This window comes from Billgrantia desiderata (genome assembly GCF_900108215.1).
Classification (GTDB): Bacteria; Pseudomonadota; Gammaproteobacteria; order Pseudomonadales; family Halomonadaceae; genus Halomonas; species Halomonas desiderata.
The window spans coordinates 58,926-75,301 of the sequence record NZ_FNVC01000025.1; the positions used below are offsets into that span (position 1 = coordinate 58,926).

13 protein-coding genes, 3 tRNA genes and 1 pseudogene are annotated in these 16,376 nt (G+C 66.3%); 4 read left to right on the top strand and 13 right to left on the bottom strand.

Annotation, left to right across the window (positions count from 1 at the left end; genetic code table 11):
• Positions 1–24 precede the first annotated feature (24 nt).
• Positions 25–366, top strand: a complete 342-nt coding sequence (locus tag C4S71_RS18575; protein WP_103970164.1) for a 2Fe-2S iron-sulfur cluster-binding protein — start codon at positions 25–27, stop codon at positions 364–366.
• A 75-nt stretch (positions 367–441) separates the two neighbouring features.
• On the opposite strand, the gene C4S71_RS18580 is transcribed toward C4S71_RS18575, so the two are convergent.
• From C4S71_RS18580 to C4S71_RS18590, 3 genes are read right to left on the bottom strand one after another with little or no spacing between them, the layout of a single operon-like run.
• Positions 442–1,764 (bottom strand): sodium ion-translocating decarboxylase subunit beta, encoded by a 1,323-nt coding sequence (locus C4S71_RS18580; protein ID WP_103970165.1) that lies wholly within the window; start codon positions 1,762–1,764, stop codon positions 442–444.
• Between the two features lie 11 nt (positions 1,765–1,775).
• Entirely contained in the window at positions 1,776–3,596 is a 1,821-nt protein-coding gene (oadA, locus tag C4S71_RS18585; RefSeq protein ID WP_103970166.1) for a sodium-extruding oxaloacetate decarboxylase subunit alpha, read from the bottom strand.
• Between the two features lie 55 nt (positions 3,597–3,651).
• Entirely contained in the window at positions 3,652–3,897 is a 246-nt protein-coding gene (locus tag C4S71_RS18590; RefSeq protein ID WP_086509284.1) for an OadG family protein, read from the bottom strand.
• A 172-nt stretch (positions 3,898–4,069) separates the two neighbouring features.
• Here C4S71_RS18590 and C4S71_RS18595 point away from each other — a divergent pair, with 172 nt between their 5' ends.
• Positions 4,070–5,071: a tRNA dihydrouridine synthase gene (locus C4S71_RS18595; protein WP_103970167.1), complete on the top strand. Its 1,002-nt coding sequence runs from the start codon at positions 4,070–4,072 to the stop codon at positions 5,069–5,071.
• 269 nt (positions 5,072–5,340) lie between these two features.
• Here the strand turns inward: C4S71_RS18595 and C4S71_RS18600 are convergent.
• The 9 genes from C4S71_RS18600 to C4S71_RS18640 all read right to left on the bottom strand — a co-directional run bounded on the left by C4S71_RS18600 (position 5,341) and on the right by C4S71_RS18640 (position 12,708).
• Positions 5,341–5,417, bottom strand: a tRNA-Arg gene (locus C4S71_RS18600).
• A 106-nt stretch (positions 5,418–5,523) separates the two neighbouring features.
• Positions 5,524–5,600 (bottom strand) — tRNA-Arg (locus C4S71_RS18605).
• 63 nt (positions 5,601–5,663) lie between these two features.
• Positions 5,664–5,756 (bottom strand) — tRNA-Ser (locus tag C4S71_RS18610).
• 103 nt (positions 5,757–5,859) lie between these two features.
• A complete protein-coding gene (csrA, locus tag C4S71_RS18615) occupies positions 5,860–6,057 on the bottom strand; it encodes a carbon storage regulator CsrA (protein ID WP_010630095.1) in 198 nt (65 codons plus the stop codon).
• Positions 6,058–6,301: 244 nt separating this feature from the next.
• Positions 6,302–7,552 carry an aspartate kinase gene (locus C4S71_RS18620; protein WP_103970168.1) on the bottom strand — a complete coding sequence of 417 codons (1,251 nt, stop codon included), beginning with the start codon at positions 7,550–7,552 and terminating at the stop codon, positions 6,302–6,304.
• A gap of 114 nt (positions 7,553–7,666) precedes the next feature.
• Positions 7,667–10,279 (bottom strand): alanine--tRNA ligase, encoded by a 2,613-nt coding sequence (gene alaS, locus C4S71_RS18625; RefSeq protein WP_103970169.1) that lies wholly within the window; start codon positions 10,277–10,279, stop codon positions 7,667–7,669.
• A gap of 172 nt (positions 10,280–10,451) precedes the next feature.
• Positions 10,452–10,934 (bottom strand): regulatory protein RecX, encoded by a 483-nt coding sequence (locus C4S71_RS18630; RefSeq protein WP_200825327.1) that lies wholly within the window; start codon positions 10,932–10,934, stop codon positions 10,452–10,454.
• Between the two features lie 33 nt (positions 10,935–10,967).
• On the bottom strand, positions 10,968–12,032 hold the full coding sequence (gene recA / locus C4S71_RS18635; protein ID WP_086509288.1) for a recombinase RecA: 1,065 nt from the start codon (positions 12,030–12,032) through the stop codon (positions 10,968–10,970).
• Between the two features lie 148 nt (positions 12,033–12,180).
• Positions 12,181–12,708, bottom strand: coding sequence for a CinA family protein (locus C4S71_RS18640; protein ID WP_103970170.1), 528 nt, complete (start codon positions 12,706–12,708; stop codon positions 12,181–12,183).
• Positions 12,709–12,879: 171 nt separating this feature from the next.
• Between C4S71_RS18640 and mutS the strand changes: the two genes are divergently transcribed.
• Together mutS and fdxA are read left to right on the top strand one after the other, a co-directional pair.
• Positions 12,880–15,471: a DNA mismatch repair protein MutS gene (gene mutS / locus C4S71_RS18645; protein WP_103970171.1), complete on the top strand. Its 2,592-nt coding sequence runs from the start codon at positions 12,880–12,882 to the stop codon at positions 15,469–15,471.
• A 156-nt stretch (positions 15,472–15,627) separates the two neighbouring features.
• On the top strand, positions 15,628–15,951 hold the full coding sequence (fdxA, locus tag C4S71_RS18650) for a ferredoxin FdxA (protein WP_010630102.1): 324 nt from the start codon (positions 15,628–15,630) through the stop codon (positions 15,949–15,951).
• A gap of 195 nt (positions 15,952–16,146) precedes the next feature.
• On the opposite strand, the pseudogene C4S71_RS22795 reads toward fdxA, so the two are convergent.
• A pseudogene (locus C4S71_RS22795) lies at positions 16,147–16,376 on the bottom strand (maturase); the annotation flags it as partial.

A 16,376-nucleotide genomic window follows, 5' to 3' on the forward strand; every position in this document is an offset into this window, starting at 1 on the left:
GACGATAACGACTAGGTGACCCTCATGCCCCTGATCACGATCCACAAGAACGGCGAGGTCTTCGAAGGCGAAGTCCAGCCCAACACCAACCTGGTGGTGCGCGCCGGCATTCGCCAGTTCCCCTATCCCCACCTGAGCTACGGCTGCGGCATGGGCAAGTGTGCCAAGTGCATGTGCAAGGTGCTCAAGGGGGGCGAAGCATTGCCCGAGCCCAACTGGAAGGAGAAGAAGATGCTGGGAGAGCGCCTGGAACAGGGCTACCGGCTCGCCTGCCAGCTGTGGGTGGAAGAGGATCTCGAGCTGGCTCAGGAGAGTGCGGCCGGCAGCAGCCAGCCGAGCCGAGCCGGTGGCGTCACGGCCTCATGAGCGGTGGCGGCGAGCCAGACGAACCGAAGCGCCCAGCGGCTTTCGACCGCTGGGCGCTTCGTCTTCAGGCCGTGCTCAGCCCAGGTACTTTATCATCACCCCGGCGGCCACCGCCGAGCCGATGACGCCGGCCACGTTGGGGCCCATGGCGTGCATGAGCAGGAAGTTGTGCGGATTGGACTCGAGCCCCACCTTGTTGGCGACCCGCGCCGCCATCGGCACCGCCGACACCCCGGCGGCACCGATCAGCGGGTTGATCGGCATGCGGCTCACCAGATTCATCAGCTTGGCCATGAGCACCCCTGCCGCGGTGCCGATGGCGAAGGCCACCATGCCCAGCGCCATGATGCCCAGCGTCTCCAGCGCGAGGAAGCTCTCGGCCATCAGCCGCGAGCCCACGGCCAGCCCCAGCACGATGGTGACGATGTTGATCAGGGCGTTCTGCGCGGTATCGGTCAGTCGCTCCACCACGCCGCACTCGCGCATCAGGTTGCCGAAGCAGAACATGCCCAGCAGCGGTGCGGCATCGGGCAGGAACAGCGCCACCAGCAACAGCAGCAGCAGGGGAAAGGCGATCTTCTCCAGCTTGGAGACCGGCCGCAGCTGGGTCATGGCGATCGCCCGCTCCTTGCGCGTGGTCAGCAGCTTCATGATCGGCGGCTGCAGCATCGGCACCAGTGCCATGTAGGCGTAGGCCGCCACGGCGATGGCACCCAGCAGCTCCGGCGCCAGCACGCTCGATACGTAGATCGAGGTCGGCCCGTCGGCGCCGCCGATGATGCCGATGGCCGCCGCCTGCTCGATGGAGAAGTCCATCCAGCCCAGCGCCGACATGCCCACCGCGCCGAACAGGGTGGCGAAGATGCCGAACTGCGCCGCCGCCCCCAGGAACAGGGTGCGCGGATTGGCCAGCAGCGGGCCGAAGTCGGTCATTGCGCCCACGCCCATGAAGATCAGCAGCGGCGCGATGCCCGAGGCTACGGCCAGGGAGTAGAAGACGTAGAGCAGCCCGTCGCCGTAGCCGACGTTCACCGCGATGTCGCGGGCGGCACGGATCTGATCCGGTGCGGCACCGTTGTCGACCAATGCCTTGAGCGTGGCGCGCCATGCCTCCTCGCCGGCCAGCGGATCGAGCGTCGCACCGAGCGCCGCCGCCATCTGCTGCAGCACCGCCGGGCGCGCCACTTCAATGGCCTGGTCCAGCGCCGAGATCGCCAGGCCCGCCTCGGGAATGTTGGCGAGTATGCCGCCGAAGCCGATCGGCACCAGCAGCAGCGGCTCGAACTTCTTGGCAATGGCCAGGTAGAGCAGCACCAGGCCCACCAGGATCATGACCGCCTGGCCGAACGTCAGGTTGTAGAGGCCGGAGCCCTCCCACAGGGTCAACAGCTTTTCCATGGCAGCGCCCCTTAGAGCACGATCAGCGTGTCGCCGACGGCGACGCTGTCGCCCTCACCGACCTTGACCTCGGATACGGTACCGCTGCTGGCGGCCCGCACTTCGGTTTCCATCTTCATTGCCTCGAGGATGATCACCACATCGCCTTCCTGCACGCTGTCGCCGGGGCGCACGTTGACCTTGAAGATGTTGCCGGCCAGCGGGGCGGTGATGGTCGCACCGCTCGACGCTGCCGGCGCGGCAGCCTGTGGCTGGGCCTGCTCCTGCACCGCGCCGATCTCGCCACCCTCGGCCACCTCCACCACGTACTGCTTGCCGTTCACCTTGACCGTGTAGGTCTCGGGGCCGGCGGGCGCCGCCGCACGCGTCGCCGGCAGCTTGCCCTCACCCTGCGGGGCGGCCACCGGCAGGCTGGCCTCCTGGCCCGGCGCCTGGGGGGCCGGCTCGAAGGCATCGGGGTTGTCGCGATTCTTGAGGAACTTCAGGCCGATCTGCGGGAACAGCGCGTAGGTCAGCACGTCGTCGATCTCGCGCTCGCCTTCGGCCAGGCGGATACCCTCTGCCTTGGCCTTCTCCTTCAGTTCGGCAGCAAGCCGGTCCATTTCGGCTTCGAGCAGGTCGGCGGGACGGCAGGTGATCGGCTCGCCACCCTCCAGCACGCGGCTCTGCAGCTCCTTGTTGAAGGGGGCCGGAGCGGCGCCGTATTCGCCCTTGAGCAGCGCCTGGACCTCCTTGGAGATCGACTTGTAGCGCTCGCCCATCATCACGTTCATCACCGCCTGGGTGCCGACGATCTGCGAGGTGGGGGTCACCAGCGGGATGAAGCCCAGGTCCTCGCGCACGCGGGGGATCTCGGCCAGCACGTCGTCGAGCTTGTCGCCGGCGCCCTGCTCCTTGAGCTGGCTCTCCATGTTGGTGAGCATGCCGCCGGGCACCTGGGCCACCAGAATGCGCGAGTCGATGCCCCTGAGCGAGCCCTCGAAGGCGGCGTACTTCTTGCGCACCTCACGGAAATAGCCGGCAATGTCCTCGAGCAGCTCGAGGTCGAGGTTGGTGTCGCGCTCGGTGCCCTTGAGGATCGCCACCACCGACTCGGTGGGGCTGTGGCCGTAGGTCATCGACATCGAGGAGATGGCCGTGTCGACGTTGTCGATACCGGCCTCCACCGCCTTGAGGATGGCGGCGGTGGACATCCCGGTGGTGGCGTGACACTGCATGTGAATCGGAATCGACAGTGCCTTCTTCAGCCGCGTGACCAGCTCATAGGCGTCGTAGGGTGCCAGCAGGCCGGCCATGTCCTTGATCGCCAGCGAGTCGGCGCCCATGTCGGCAATGGTCTCGGCCAGTTCGACCCAGCTGTCGAGGGTGTGCACCGGGCTCACGGTATAGGAGATGGTGCCCTGAGCGTGGCCGCCCACCTTGCGCACGGCCTTGATGGCCCGCTCCAGGTTGCGCGGGTCGTTCATGGCATCGAACACGCGGAACACATCGACGCCGTTGGTCTTGGCCCGCTCGACGAAGCGGTCGACCACGTCGTCGGCGTAGTGGCGGTAGCCGAGCAGGTTCTGGCCGCGCAGCAGCATCTGCTGGGGCGTGTTGGGCATGGCCTCCTTCAACGCCCGTATCCGCTCCCACGGATCCTCGCCGAGGTAGCGGATACAGGCGTCGAAGGTAGCACCGCCCCAGGACTCCAGCGACCAGAAGCCGACCCGGTCGAGCTTCTCGGCGATGGGCAGCATGTCGTCGAGCCGCATGCGGGTGGCAAACAGCGACTGGTGGGCGTCGCGCAGGACGACGTCGGTGATGCCCAGCGGGCGATTGGTCTCGCTCATGACAATGACCCTTGAATGACGTGTTGTGTAGTAGTATGGCGTTCGCGGCCAGCCGTCAGCGGCGCTGACGATAGCGATGGATGGCGGTGCTGATGACGGCCATGATTTCGCCGTCATCCTTGGTGGATGGCGTGGTCGAGGTCGGTGCGGCGGCCGGGGAAACGGGAGACGGCGCCAGGCGGCGAATCACCAGCGACATCAGGGTAGTGGCCAGCACCAGAATGGTAAGAAAAACAAAAACGAACCCCATACCGACCCCCATCAGGGCCAGGCCATCGAGTAGCAACTGCTCATCCTGCATGCGCACTCCCCCTTGTTCTTTAGCCAAGTTCTTGAGCCAAATTGCCGCAAAAATGTCGCCAAGCGTTTAAAAGTCGGCCATATAAACTGCCACACTCCGGATGAATTGCAAGCACCCCATGGTGGAAGCCAGCGTTGTTGTTTTACTACAAGGAAGGATCGGACTCGCCCCCATGGAGGGCGTGATCGATGCCCATGCCCGCGACCTGCTCACCCGTCGGCCCGGTTTCGACTGGGCAGTGACGGAGTTCGTCCGCGTCGTCGATGCCCGACTGCCGCCCAAGGTCTTCCTGCGTCACTGCCCCGAGCTCGCAACCGGGGTGACGACACCGACGGGAGTCCCCGTGGCGCTACAGCTGCTCGGCAGCGACCCCGGCGCACTGGCGGCCAACGCCGAGCAGGCTCGAGACCTCGGCGCCAGCGCCATCGACCTCAACTTCGGCTGCCCGGCCAAGCTGGTCAACCGTCACGACGGCGGCGCCTCGCTGCTGCGCGACCCACGCCGCGTGCAGGCAGCCGTCGCCGCAGTGCACAACGCCGTGGGCGACACGATACCGGTGACGGCCAAGATCCGCCTCGGCTTCTCTCATCGCCGTCTGGCGCTGGCCTGCGCCCAGGCGGCAGCCGATGGCGGTGCAACGCAGCTGGTGGTGCATGCACGCACCCGCGACGAGGGCTATCGCCCGCCGGCCCACTGGGAGTGGATCGGCCGCATTCGTCGCCATCTCCCTATTCCGGTGGTCGCCAACGGCGACATCTGGAGCCTGGAGGACTACTGGAAGGCGCGCACCCTGTCCGGCTGCCGCGACGTCATGCTGGGCCGGGGCGCCCTTGCCGACCCACTGCTGGCACATCGCATCCAGCACTGGCTGAATACCGGCGAACGACTGCCCGATACGCAGTGGCAGGAACGGGCGTCCATCCTTGCCGAATATGCTGCATTGCAGCGTAGCACACTTCCCGAGCGCATTGTCACGTCGCTGGTGAAACAGTGGCTGAACCACATGCGCTATCGGGACGACGAAGCGGAGCGGCGCTTTCAGGCGGTGAAACGCATCAACGATCTCGAAGGGCTACTGGCCGGGCTGGGGCACGCGCCGCAGGAGCCAGGGCATACGCCACGGGAACCAAGGCATACGACAGGAGCACCTGCAGGCACGCTCAGCCACGTCTGAAGCCAGCCTGCGGCGCACCCCGCCGCATAGGCCGCAAACGCCCTGTACGGGCCTTAGGGTGGCAATCCCGGGCACTCGAGCAGGGGTGGCGACCCCAGGCCATGAAGAAGAGGCAATAAAAAAGGTGCCCGCCGAATCTCGAGGGCACCCAAACGATCGCGCGATCTGGTAATACTTCCATCGCCTCAGCCGGCCGAGGCGAATGCCCGCTCCGATCAGACCGAGCAGAAGCGAAAAACCCGCCCTCACAGGAGGACGGGTTTGGAATCTGGCGCGCCCGGGAGGATTCGAACCTCCGACCACCTGATTCGTAGTCAGGTACTCTATCCAGCTGAGCTACGGGCGCGGATAGCAAGACCGAGGTCCTGCCGATAGTCACCACTGCTTCGAATTCTTGCGCTCTGCGGAGACACGATCGACGCTCATTTTCATGACCGCTTCAGCATGCTTCGTGGCGCGCCCGGGAGGATTCGAACCTCCGACCACCTGATTCGTAGTCAGGTACTCTATCCAGCTGAGCTACGGGCGCATCATTACGCTTCGAACCATCACGCATTGAACAATGCGCATCAAACAATGGATCCATGTCGCATGGCGGAGAGGGAGGGATTCGAACCCTCGATGGGGCTATAAACCCCATACTCCCTTAGCAGGGGAGCGCCTTCAGCCACTCGGCCACCTCTCCCTCAACGACACGGCGCATATCCTATCTTTTCTACCGTGCTTTGTCCAGCGTATTCAGACATTTGTTTCCTGTTACCGAAACCGGAAGAGACGGCGGCATCTGACTAAGCCTGACCGCTCCCACCCTCTTCGTCTGACTTTTCGCGCTGGATGCGCTGATAGATTTCCTCACGATGTACGGCGACATCCTTGGGGGCATTGACCCCAATACGCACCTGGTTGCCCTTGACGCCAAGGACGGTCACGGTGATGTCATCACCTATCATCAGCGTTTCACCGACTCGGCGGGTCAGGATGAGCATGACTGATCTCCTTCTCAGACGACTTGCAACGGGATACGCGTCGATCCCATCGACGCTAGGTTGCTCTCATTATGTAACACATTAGTACCAAAGTGCACCAAAGGTGCATCACCACCACCCAACCCCACCATGACACGATGACAGCGTTGAAGGGAAGCCGGGCCGCTCATCGCGGCAGACCTCCCCAGAGTAGAAGAGACACCCGCTGAAGTCGTCCTACCTTGTTGATGTTCTTGTTACGTTCTTATTCGCTCTCGATATCGCTCTTGTCGAGACCGAATGCGGTGTGCAGGGCACGAACGGCGAGCTCCATCTGCTTCTCGTCGATGACGACCGAGATCTTGATCTCGGAGGTGGAGACCATGCGGATGTTGATGTTCTCGTCGGCCAGCACGCGGAACATCTTGGCGGCGACGCCGGCGTGCGAGCGCATGCCCACACCGACCAGGGAGACCTTGGCGATGTTGTCGTCGCCATTGACCTCACCGCCACCCAGGTCGGGAATCACCTGCTCCTCGAGGATCTTGAGCGTCTTCTTGTAGTCGCCCTTGGCCACGGTGAAGGTGAAGTCGGTGTAGTCGCCGGCCGGCGCCACGTTCTGCACGATCATGTCGACTTCGATGTTGGCGTCGGCGATCGGGCCCAGAATGCGCGAGGCCACGCCCGGCACGTCCGGCGTATGGAGCAGGGTCAGCTTGGCCTCGTTGGCGGTGAAGGCGATGCCTGAGATCAGCGGTTCTTCCATGGAGTCCTCGTCTTGGTCGGATTCAGCAACGATGAGGGTGCCGGGGCCATCCTGGAAACTGGACAGCACGCGCAGCGGGACATTGTACTTGCCGGCGAATTCCACCGAGCGGATCTGCAGTACCTTGGAGCCGAGGCTCGCCAGCTCCAGCATCTCCTCGACGGTGATGGTGTCGAGTCGCTGCGCCTTCGAGCAGACCCGCGGGTCGGTGGTGTAGACGCCGTCGACGTCGGTGTAGATCTGACACTCGTCGGCGCCCAGCGCCGCCGCCAGCGCCACCCCGGTGGTATCGGAGCCGCCGCGGCCAAGGGTAGTGATGTTGCCCTCTTCGTCGACGCCCTGGAAGCCGGCCACCACGACCACCTTGCCCTCGTCGAGGTCTTCGCGCATCTCGTCGGTCTCGATGCGCTGAATGCGGGCCTTGGTGTGGGCGCTGTCGGTGAGGATGCCCACCTGGGAGCCGGTATAGGAGGTGGCCGGTACGCCCAGCTTGTGCAGGGCGAGAGCCAGCAGCGAGATGGTCACCTGCTCGCCGGTGGAGACCAGCATGTCCATTTCGCGCGGCGTGGGCTCGTCGTTGATCTCGTTGGCCATGCCGATCAGACGGTTGGTCTCGCCGCTCATGGCGGAGACCACGACCACCACCTGATGGCCGTCGTCACGAAAGCCCTTGACCTTCTCGGCCACGGCCTTGATGCGCTCCACGGAGCCCACCGAGGTACCACCGAATTTCTGTACGTAAAGTGCCATCTACGGTTTTCCCTCGCTTGTCGAGCGCGCTGCGCCCGGATGAGTGAAAGTCGCTAATCGGTTCTTGAAACAGTTCTCCCAACTCGGGCCGGAGCGGCCGACCCGAGCTTCCCGCTACTGCAGGCGCTGTTCGACCCAGGCGGATACGCTCTCCAGGGCCGCCGGCAGGGCCGCCACGTCGCTGCCCCCGGCCTGGGCCATGTCGGCGCGACCGCCGCCCTTGCCGCCCACCTGGGTGGCCACGTGATTGACCAGTTCGCCGGCCTTGACCCTGCCGGTGAGATCGTCGGTAACACCGGCAATCAGGCTCACCTTGCCCGCTTCCCGGTCAGCCACGCCGAGCACCACGACACCCGAGCCCAGCTTGTTCTTGAGCTGGTCGAGCACGCCGCGCAGCTCCTTGGCCGAAACGCCTTCGAGCTGGGTGGCCAGCAGCTTGACCCCGGCGATCTCCTGGGCCTGCGCCAGCATGTCGCTGCCCGCGGCGCTGGCCAGCTTGGCCTTGAGCCGCTCGAGCTCCTTCTCCAGGCTGCGGTTACGCTCCACCAGCGACTCGACGCGCTCCTCGACCTGCTCCGGCTTGGCCTTGAGGCGCTCGCCGATGCGCGCCAGGCGCGTTTCCTGCTCGCGGAAGTAGGCCAGCGCCCCTTCTCCGGTGATCGCCTCGATGCGGCGTACGCCCGCTGCGATGCCCTGCTCGCTGACGATGTGGAAGCAGCCGATGTCGCCGCTGCGAGCCACGTGGGTGCCGCCGCACAGCTCGATGGAGAAATCATCGGCGCCGATGGTCAGCACCCGTACGCTGTCGGCGTACTTGGCCTCGAACAGCGCCGCCGCGCCCCTGGCCTTGGCCTGGTCGAGCGTCATCTGCTCGATGCGGGTCGGCGCATTGGCCAGGATCTGCTCATTGACCAGACGCTCCACTTCGGCCAGCTGTTCGGCGGTCATGGCCTCGAAGTGGCTGAAGTCGAAGCGCAGCCTTTCGGGCGTCACCAGCGAGCCTTTCTGCTGCACGTGGTCGCCCAGCACCAGGCGCAGCGCCTTGTGCATCAGGTGAGTGGCGGAGTGGTTGCGAATGGTGGCGCCGCGCAGCCTGGCATCGACCTGAGGCGTTACCTCGGCACCCACGCTCAGGCGACCTTCGAGCAGCACGCCGTGATGCAGGTGATGGCCGCCCTGCTTCTGGGTGTCGGTGACCAGGAAGCGTCCGCCGTCGAGCGTCAGGTAGCCGGTGTCGCCCACCTGGCCGCCGGACTCGCCATAGAAGGGGGTACGGTCGAGCACCACGATGCCGCGCTGCTCGGCTTCCAGCGCAACCAGGGCATTGCCCTCATGGTCGGCAATGGCGGTGACGGTGGCGCGGTCTTCGAGCCGCTCGTAGCCGGTGAAGGCGGTCTCGCCTTCGAGTTCCAGCGCCACACCCTGGCTGGCACCGAACTGACTGGCGGCACGGGCGCGCTCGCGCTGGGCCTCGAGTTCACGCTCGAAGCCGGCTTCGTCCAGGCTGACACCGCGCTCGCGGCAGACGTCGGCGGTGAGGTCGTAAGGGAAGCCGTAGGTGTCGTAGAGCTTGAACACCGTCTCGCCCGGCAGCACGTCGCCCTGGAGCCCGGCCAGGGCCTCCTCGAGCAGGCTCATGCCGTGCTCGAGGGTGCGCGCGAACTGCTCCTCCTCCTTGAGCAGGATGCGCTCGACCTGGCCGCGGGCTTCGCGCAGCTCGGGGTAGGCCTCACCCATCTCGGCATCGAGTGCCGCCACCAGCTTGTGGAAGAACGGCTCCTTGGCGCCGAGCTTGTGGCCGTGACGAATGGCGCGGCGGATGATCCGGCGCAGCACGTAGCCGCGCCCCTCGTTGGAGGGCAGCACGCCGTCGGCGATGAGGAAGGCGCAGGAGCGGATATGGTCGGCGATGACCCGCAGCGAGGGCGTGTCGGTATCCGCGTGGCCGGTGGCATCGGCGGCCGCCTTCAACAGGTTCTGGAACAGGTCGATCTCGTAGTTGGAGTGCACGCCCTGGAGCACCGCCGCCACCCGCTCTAGGCCCATGCCGGTATCGATGGAGGGCTTGGGCAGCGGGTTCAGGTTGCCGGCCGCGTCGCGGTCGAACTGCATGAACACCAGGTTCCAGATCTCGATGTAGCGATCGCCGTCCTCTTCGGGGGTGCCGGGTGGGCCGCCCCACACCTCGGGACCGTGGTCGTAGAAGATCTCCGAGCAGGGGCCGCAGGGCCCGGTATCGCCCATCTGCCAGAAGTTGTCCTTGGCGCCGATACGCGCGATGCGCTCGTGAGGCACGCCGATCTCGTCGGCCCAGATGCCGTAGGCCTCGTCGTCTTCGGTGAACACCGTGATCCACAGCTTCTCGGCCGGCAGCCCCAGGCGCTCGGTGAGGAAGGTCCAGGCGAGACGGATGGCGTCGCGCTTGAAGTAGTCGCCGAAGCTGAAGTTGCCCAGCATCTCGAAGAAGGTGTGATGCCGCGCGGTGTAGCCGACGTTGTCGAGGTCGTTGTGCTTGCCGCCGGCGCGCACGCAGCGCTGGGACGAGGCCGCACGCACGTAGGGACGCGGGTCGCGGCCGAGGAAGACGTCCTTGAACGGCACCATGCCGGCATTGGTGAACAGCAGCGTCGGGTCGTTGCCCGGCACCAGGGAGCTGGATGGCACAACGGTATGCCCGTGCTCCTCGAAGTAATTCAGAAAGGCCTGTCTGATGTCTGCGCTTTTCATGGCATATCCGTGGCGATGAGCGTGGTCACCCGACGGGCAGGCGCGCTCGGCGCGCTTCACATGGCCGAATTCGCACGCCTTGGCGTGTCAGGAGCGCCACCGAGGGCGTTCACAAAGGGAGGCATTATAGCGCAGTTGTCAAGCGACTAAAGAGGAGGCGCCCAAGCGAGCGTCATTCGACCGAATCGAGCCGCTCGAGGGCGTAGCGCACATGCTCGAATTCGAAACCGCGAGACGCCAGGAAACGCTCGCGCCGGGCGCGCTCGCGGGGGGTGCTGTCAGGCTGGGAATAGCGCCGCGCCAGCGTCGCGGCGGCAAGCTCGAACCAATCGACCTCGCCCTCCCGCTCGGCCTCGGCCAGTGCGGCCGCGATCAGGGCGCGTTCGACGCCGCGCCGCTCCAGCTCGGCCCGCACCTTCAGCGGGCCCTGGCCGCGCGCGATGCGCGAGCGCACGAAGCTCTCGACGAAGCGGGTGTCGGACTGCAGGCCTTCGTCGACCAGGGCGTCGAGGCAGGCGGCTATCGCCTCGGCCGAGTGGGCTCGCGCCGCGAGCCGCTGGGCCAGCTCGGCGCGAGCGTACTCGCGCCGGGCCAGCAGGCGGATAGCGTCGTCCCGCGGGGACGACGCACGCTCGGAGCCGGGCTGCAATGGCATGGTTTAGCGCAACATGGTTTTAGAGCAGCATGCTTAGAGCAGGTCGTCCTCGCGCTCGGCCTCGGCGGCCAGCGGCTCGGCGACCTCCTCTTCCTTGGGCGCCGCCGTGGCCAGCAGCTGGCCGCGGATCTGGCTCTCGATCTCCTCCATCACCGCCGGGTTGTCCTCGAGGAACTGCGCGGCGTTGGCCTTGCCCTGACCGATCTTGTTGCCCTTGTAGCTGTACCAGGCGCCGGCCTTGTCGACCAGGTTGCACTGTACGCCAAGATCGATCACCTCACCGGCGTGGTAGATGCCCTTGCCGTAGAGAATCTGGAACTCGGCCTGACGGAACGGCGGTGCCACCTTGTTCTTCACCACCTTGACGCGGGTCTCGTTGCCGGTCACCTCGTCGCCCTGCTTGACCGAACCGGTGCGGCGGATGTCGAGGCGCACGCTGGCGTAGAACTTCAGTGCGTTGCCGCCGGTGGTGGTCTCGGGGCTGCCGAACATCACGCCGATCTTCATGCGGATCTGGTTGATGAACACCACCAGACAGTTGGCGTTCTTGATGTGGCCGGTGATCTTACGCAGCGCCTGGGACATCAGGCGCGCCTGCAGGCCGACGTGAGAGTCGCCCATCTCGCCCTCGATCTCGGCCCGCGGGGTGAGCGCCGCCACCGAGTCGATGATGATCACGTCGACGCCACCGGAGCGCACCAGCATGTCGCAGATCTCCAGCGCCTGCTCGCCGGTGTCCGGCTGCGATACCAGCAGGTCGTCGAGGTTGACGCCGAGCTTCTCGGCGTAGCTCGGGTCGAGGGCGTGCTCGGCATCGATGAAGGCGCAGGTCTTGCCCTGCTTCTGGGCCTGGGCGATCACCGACAGGGTCAGGGTGGTCTTGCCCGAGGATTCCGGACCGAAGATCTCCACCACGCGACCAAAGGGCAGGCCGCCGATGCCCAGGGCGATGTCCAGCCCCAGCGAACCGGTGGACACCGAGGGCATCGCCACCCGCGGCGCATCGCCCAGGCGCATCACGGTACCCTTGCCGAACTGCCGCTCGATCTGGGAAAGGGCGGCATTCAATGCCTTGGAACGATTTTCATCCTGTGCCATGAGGCTCTCCTCGCAGAACTCGCAGACGCTGCAAATGCAATGCTGCAAATACAATGATGAATGGTGGGCCGCCAAGGGGAGCACGCCCGGACACTGTATGGTTGGACAGTAGTATGACGAAAAAAACGCCGCGCGCCTAGTCACTCGTTCAACGTGCCTGCCCCGGCGGGTTCTCCAGGTAGCGAATCAGCCCGACGATGGCCTCGCGCACCGCCCGCTCGCGCACCGCCCGGCGGTCGCCGGGAAAGTGGAAGCGCTCGGCGCGCTGCTCATGCTCACTGCCCCAGGCCAGCCATACGGTGCCCACCGGCTTCTCCGGCGTACCGCCATCGGGCCCGGCCACGCCGCTGATCGCCACTCCCAGCTTGGCGCCGCTGTCACGACAGGCGCCCGCCACCATCGCCTCCACCACCTCGCCGCTGACGGCACCGTGTTGGGCGATCAGCGCCTCGGGCACGCCCAGCAGACGGGCCTTGGCCGCATTGGAATAGGTCACGTAGCCGGTCTCGAAGTAGTCCGAACTGCCCGCCACCGCGGTGATGGCACTGGCCACCCCGCCGCCGGTGCACGATTCGGCCGCAGTCACGCTGACGCCCTGCTCGCGGCAGCGCCGCCCGAGGCGCTCGGCCAGCGTGGTGAGATCGAGGTTGGCCAGGCTGGAAGCACTATGCGGCATGGTATCGCTCCTGATCGAATGGGACTGCCTGCCACCATAGCGCATCCTTTCCGCGGCGACAGGCCATCCTCTGCGCAGATTCCCGCCGGCCCCGAGCGTGTCGGCTCCGGGCCGTGCATGTTAACCTTGCCCTCCCACGCCCCATACAATCGACGAGCCAGCCGAGAACGCATGAACGACGCGGTCCAGACGGCCATGCCGGCCCACACCCCGATGATGGCCCAGTACCTGAAGATCAAGCGCGAGCATCCCGACGTGCTTCTCTTCTATCGCATGGGCGATTTCTACGAGCTGTTCTTCGACGACGCCAGGCGCGCCGCCGCCCTGCTCGACATCACCCTGACCCAGCGCGGCCAGTCCGCCGGTAAGCCGATCCCCATGGCCGGCGTACCCTACCACAGCGCCGAGGGCTACCTGGCGCGCCTGGTCAAGGCCGGCGAATCGGTGGCGATCTGCGAGCAGATCGGCGACCCGGCGACGAGCAAGGGACCGGTGGAGCGCCGCGTGGTGCGCATCGTCACCCCCGGCACGCTGCACGACGAGGCGCTGCTCGACGCCCGCCGCGACAACCTGCTGGTGGCCGTGCACCCGGCCGGCGACTGCTGGGGCATCGCCTGGCTGGAGCTCTCCAGCGGACGCTTCAGCGTGCTCGAGGTGGAGGGCGAGGGCGACATGCTCGCCGAGCTGCAGCGTCTCGACCCCGCCGAGCTGCTCATCGCCGAGAGCCTGTCGCTGCCGCCCGCCCTGGAAGGGCGACCGGGCCTGCGCCGCCAGAGCGACTGGCTGTTCGATCTCGAATCGGCCACGCGCCTGCTGTGCGACCAGTTCCAGGTGCAGGACCTGCGCGGCTTCGGCTGCGCCCATCTCGAGGCCGCGCTGACCGCCGCCGGAGTGCTGGTCGAATACGCCCGCGACACCCAGCGCTCGCCGCTGCCCCACGTCACCGCGCTGGGGGTGGAGAACCGCGACGACGCCGTGGTGATCGACGCCGCCAGCCGGCGCAATCTGGAGATCGACATCAATCTCGGCGGCGGTGGCGACAACACGCTGGCCAGCGTGCTCGACACCACCGCCACCGCCATGGGCTCGCGGCTGCTCAAGCGCTGGCTCAACCGCCCGCTGCGCGACCGCGACCAGGTGCAGGGGCGCCAGGCGGCGGTCGCCCTGCTGCTCGAGCAGGAGGGCTTCGTCGCCCTGCGCGAGCTGCTCAAGGCGATCGGCGACGTGGAGCGCATTCTCGCGCGGGTGGCGCTCTACAGCGCCCGGCCGCGGGATCTGGCCCGCCTGCGCGACGCCCTGCTCGCCCTACCGGAGCTCCAGCGCGAGCTGCAGGACTACAGCGAAGGCACCGCGCTGGACGAACTGGCCCACCATATCCGCCCCTATCCTGAGCTGGCCGACATGCTCGCCCGGGGGCTGTTCGACAACCCCCCGGTGGTGATCCGCGACGGCGGCGTAATCCGTGACGGCTTCGACGCCGAACTCGACGACTACCGCGGCCTGGCCGAGCACGCCGGCGACTATCTGGTGAAGCTCGAGGCCCGCGAGCGCGAACGCACCGGCCTGGCCGGCCTCAAGGTGGGCTACAACCGCGTACACGGCTACTACATCGAGATTCCCCGCGCCCAGGCCCGCGAGGTGCCGGTGGACTACGTGCGCCGCCAGACCCTGAAGAACGCCGAGCGCTTCATCATCCCCGAACTCAAGGAGTTCGAGGACAAGGCGCTGTCGGCCAAGTCGCGCGCCCTGGCCCGCGAAAAGCTGCTCTACGACGGCCTGCTCGATTCGCTCAACGCCGAGCTTGCCCCCCTGCAGGGCACCGGCCGCGCGCTGGCCGCCCTCGACGTGCTCTGCGCCTTCGCCGAGCGCGCCCAGGCGCTGGGCTTCTCGCGGCCCCGGCTCGCCGAGGCGCCGGGCATCGAGATTCGCGGCGGACGCCATCCGGTGGTGGAGCACGTCAGCGACGCCCCCTTCGTGCCCAACGACCTGGTGCTCGACGACAGCCGCCGCATGCTGGTGATCACCGGCCCCAACATGGGCGGTAAATCGACCTACATGCGCCAGGCGGCGCTGATCGTGCTGCTCGCCCATACCGGCAGCTTCGTGCCGGCGGACGAGGCCTGCATCGGCCCGGTGGACCGCATCTTCACCCGTATCGGCTCGTCGGACGACCTGGCCGGCGGACGCTCCACCTTCATGGTGGAGATGACCGAGACCGCCAGCATCCTGCACAACGCCACCGACCACAGCCTGGTGCTGATGGACGAGATCGGCCGCGGTACCAGCACCTTCGACGGCCTGTCGCTGGCCTGGGCCAGCGCCGAGCACCTGACCCGCACCCGCGCCTTCACCCTGTTCGCCACCCACTACTTCGAGATGACCGCGCTGGCCGAGCAGGCCGAAGGGGTGGCCAACGTGCACCTCACCGCCGCCGAGCATCGCGACGGCATCGTCTTCATGCACCGGGTGGAAGAGGGCCCCGCCAGCCAGAGCTACGGCCTGCAGGTGGCTCAGCTGGCCGGCGTGCCGCAGTCGGTCATCGCGCGGGCGCGGGACAAGCTGGCCCAGCTCGAGCAGCAGGAGGTCGACCAGAGCAGTCGCGGCGGCGGCATGCCTCGGGGCGACGCTGCCAAGCCGATGCAGAGCGACCTGTTCGCCAGCGCACCGCACCCGCTGCTCGACGCCCTGGCCGATCTGGACCCGGATGAGCTGACGCCGCGCCGGGCGCTGGAGTTGATCTATACCTGGCGCGAGCAGCTATGAGCACCGTGCCGCTTGCTCAGGCAGGCCGCCATGACTAGAATGAAGCGTCCAATTTTATCGCCATTATAAGAAGTTGGTTTTTTATAACTTTTAGGCTTAAACAAGTTATCGACATCACCCCGGGCAAGGCACCCGGCCGTGAAGAGGGAGACAGGCATGACCTTTGTCGTCACCGAAAACTGCATCAAGTGCAAGTACACCGACTGCGTCGAGGTCTGCCCGGTGGACTGCTTCTATGAGGGGCCCAACTTCCTGGTGATCCATCCGGACGAGTGCATCGACTGCGCCCTGTGCGAGCCGGAGTGCCCCGCCGAAGCGATCTTCTCGGAGGACGAGCTGCCGGAAGGCCAGGAGGAGTTCATTGCGCTCAACGCCGAACTCTCCGAGGTGTGGCCGAACATTGCCGAGAAGAAGGATCCGCCGGCCGACGCCGAGGAGTGGGATGGCAAGCCGGGCAAGCTGCAGTACCTGGAGCGCTGAGCGCCCTCTTCCCGACCTGCGCGCCAACCATCCCTTCAGACCTGGCGACATGTGCCGAGGGCCAAGCGGCCTTCGGCATCGTTCATGAGCAAGCCTTGCTCATGAACGAGACATGATTGACAGGATCGGGTAGGGGCCGGGGTCACCCCCGGCGCCCTCCCACACCACCGTACGTACCGTTCGGTATACGGCGGTTCATGAAGAACGGCTAAGCCCTCTTACCGTATCGAGTACCGAGATCAGGCCCAGTCCATCAAACCACTTCCTTGGCAGGGCCTGATTCATGTGCGAGGCCCCGGCGTTCCACCAGGCGCCTCGCCCATTTCCCGCTGACTTCCACGCCCGATAGTCGTCCAGCCCCAGCGCCAAGAGCTTACGACGCCGGGTCCGCGGGCGCTTCCACTGCCGCCAGATCACGCAGCGCA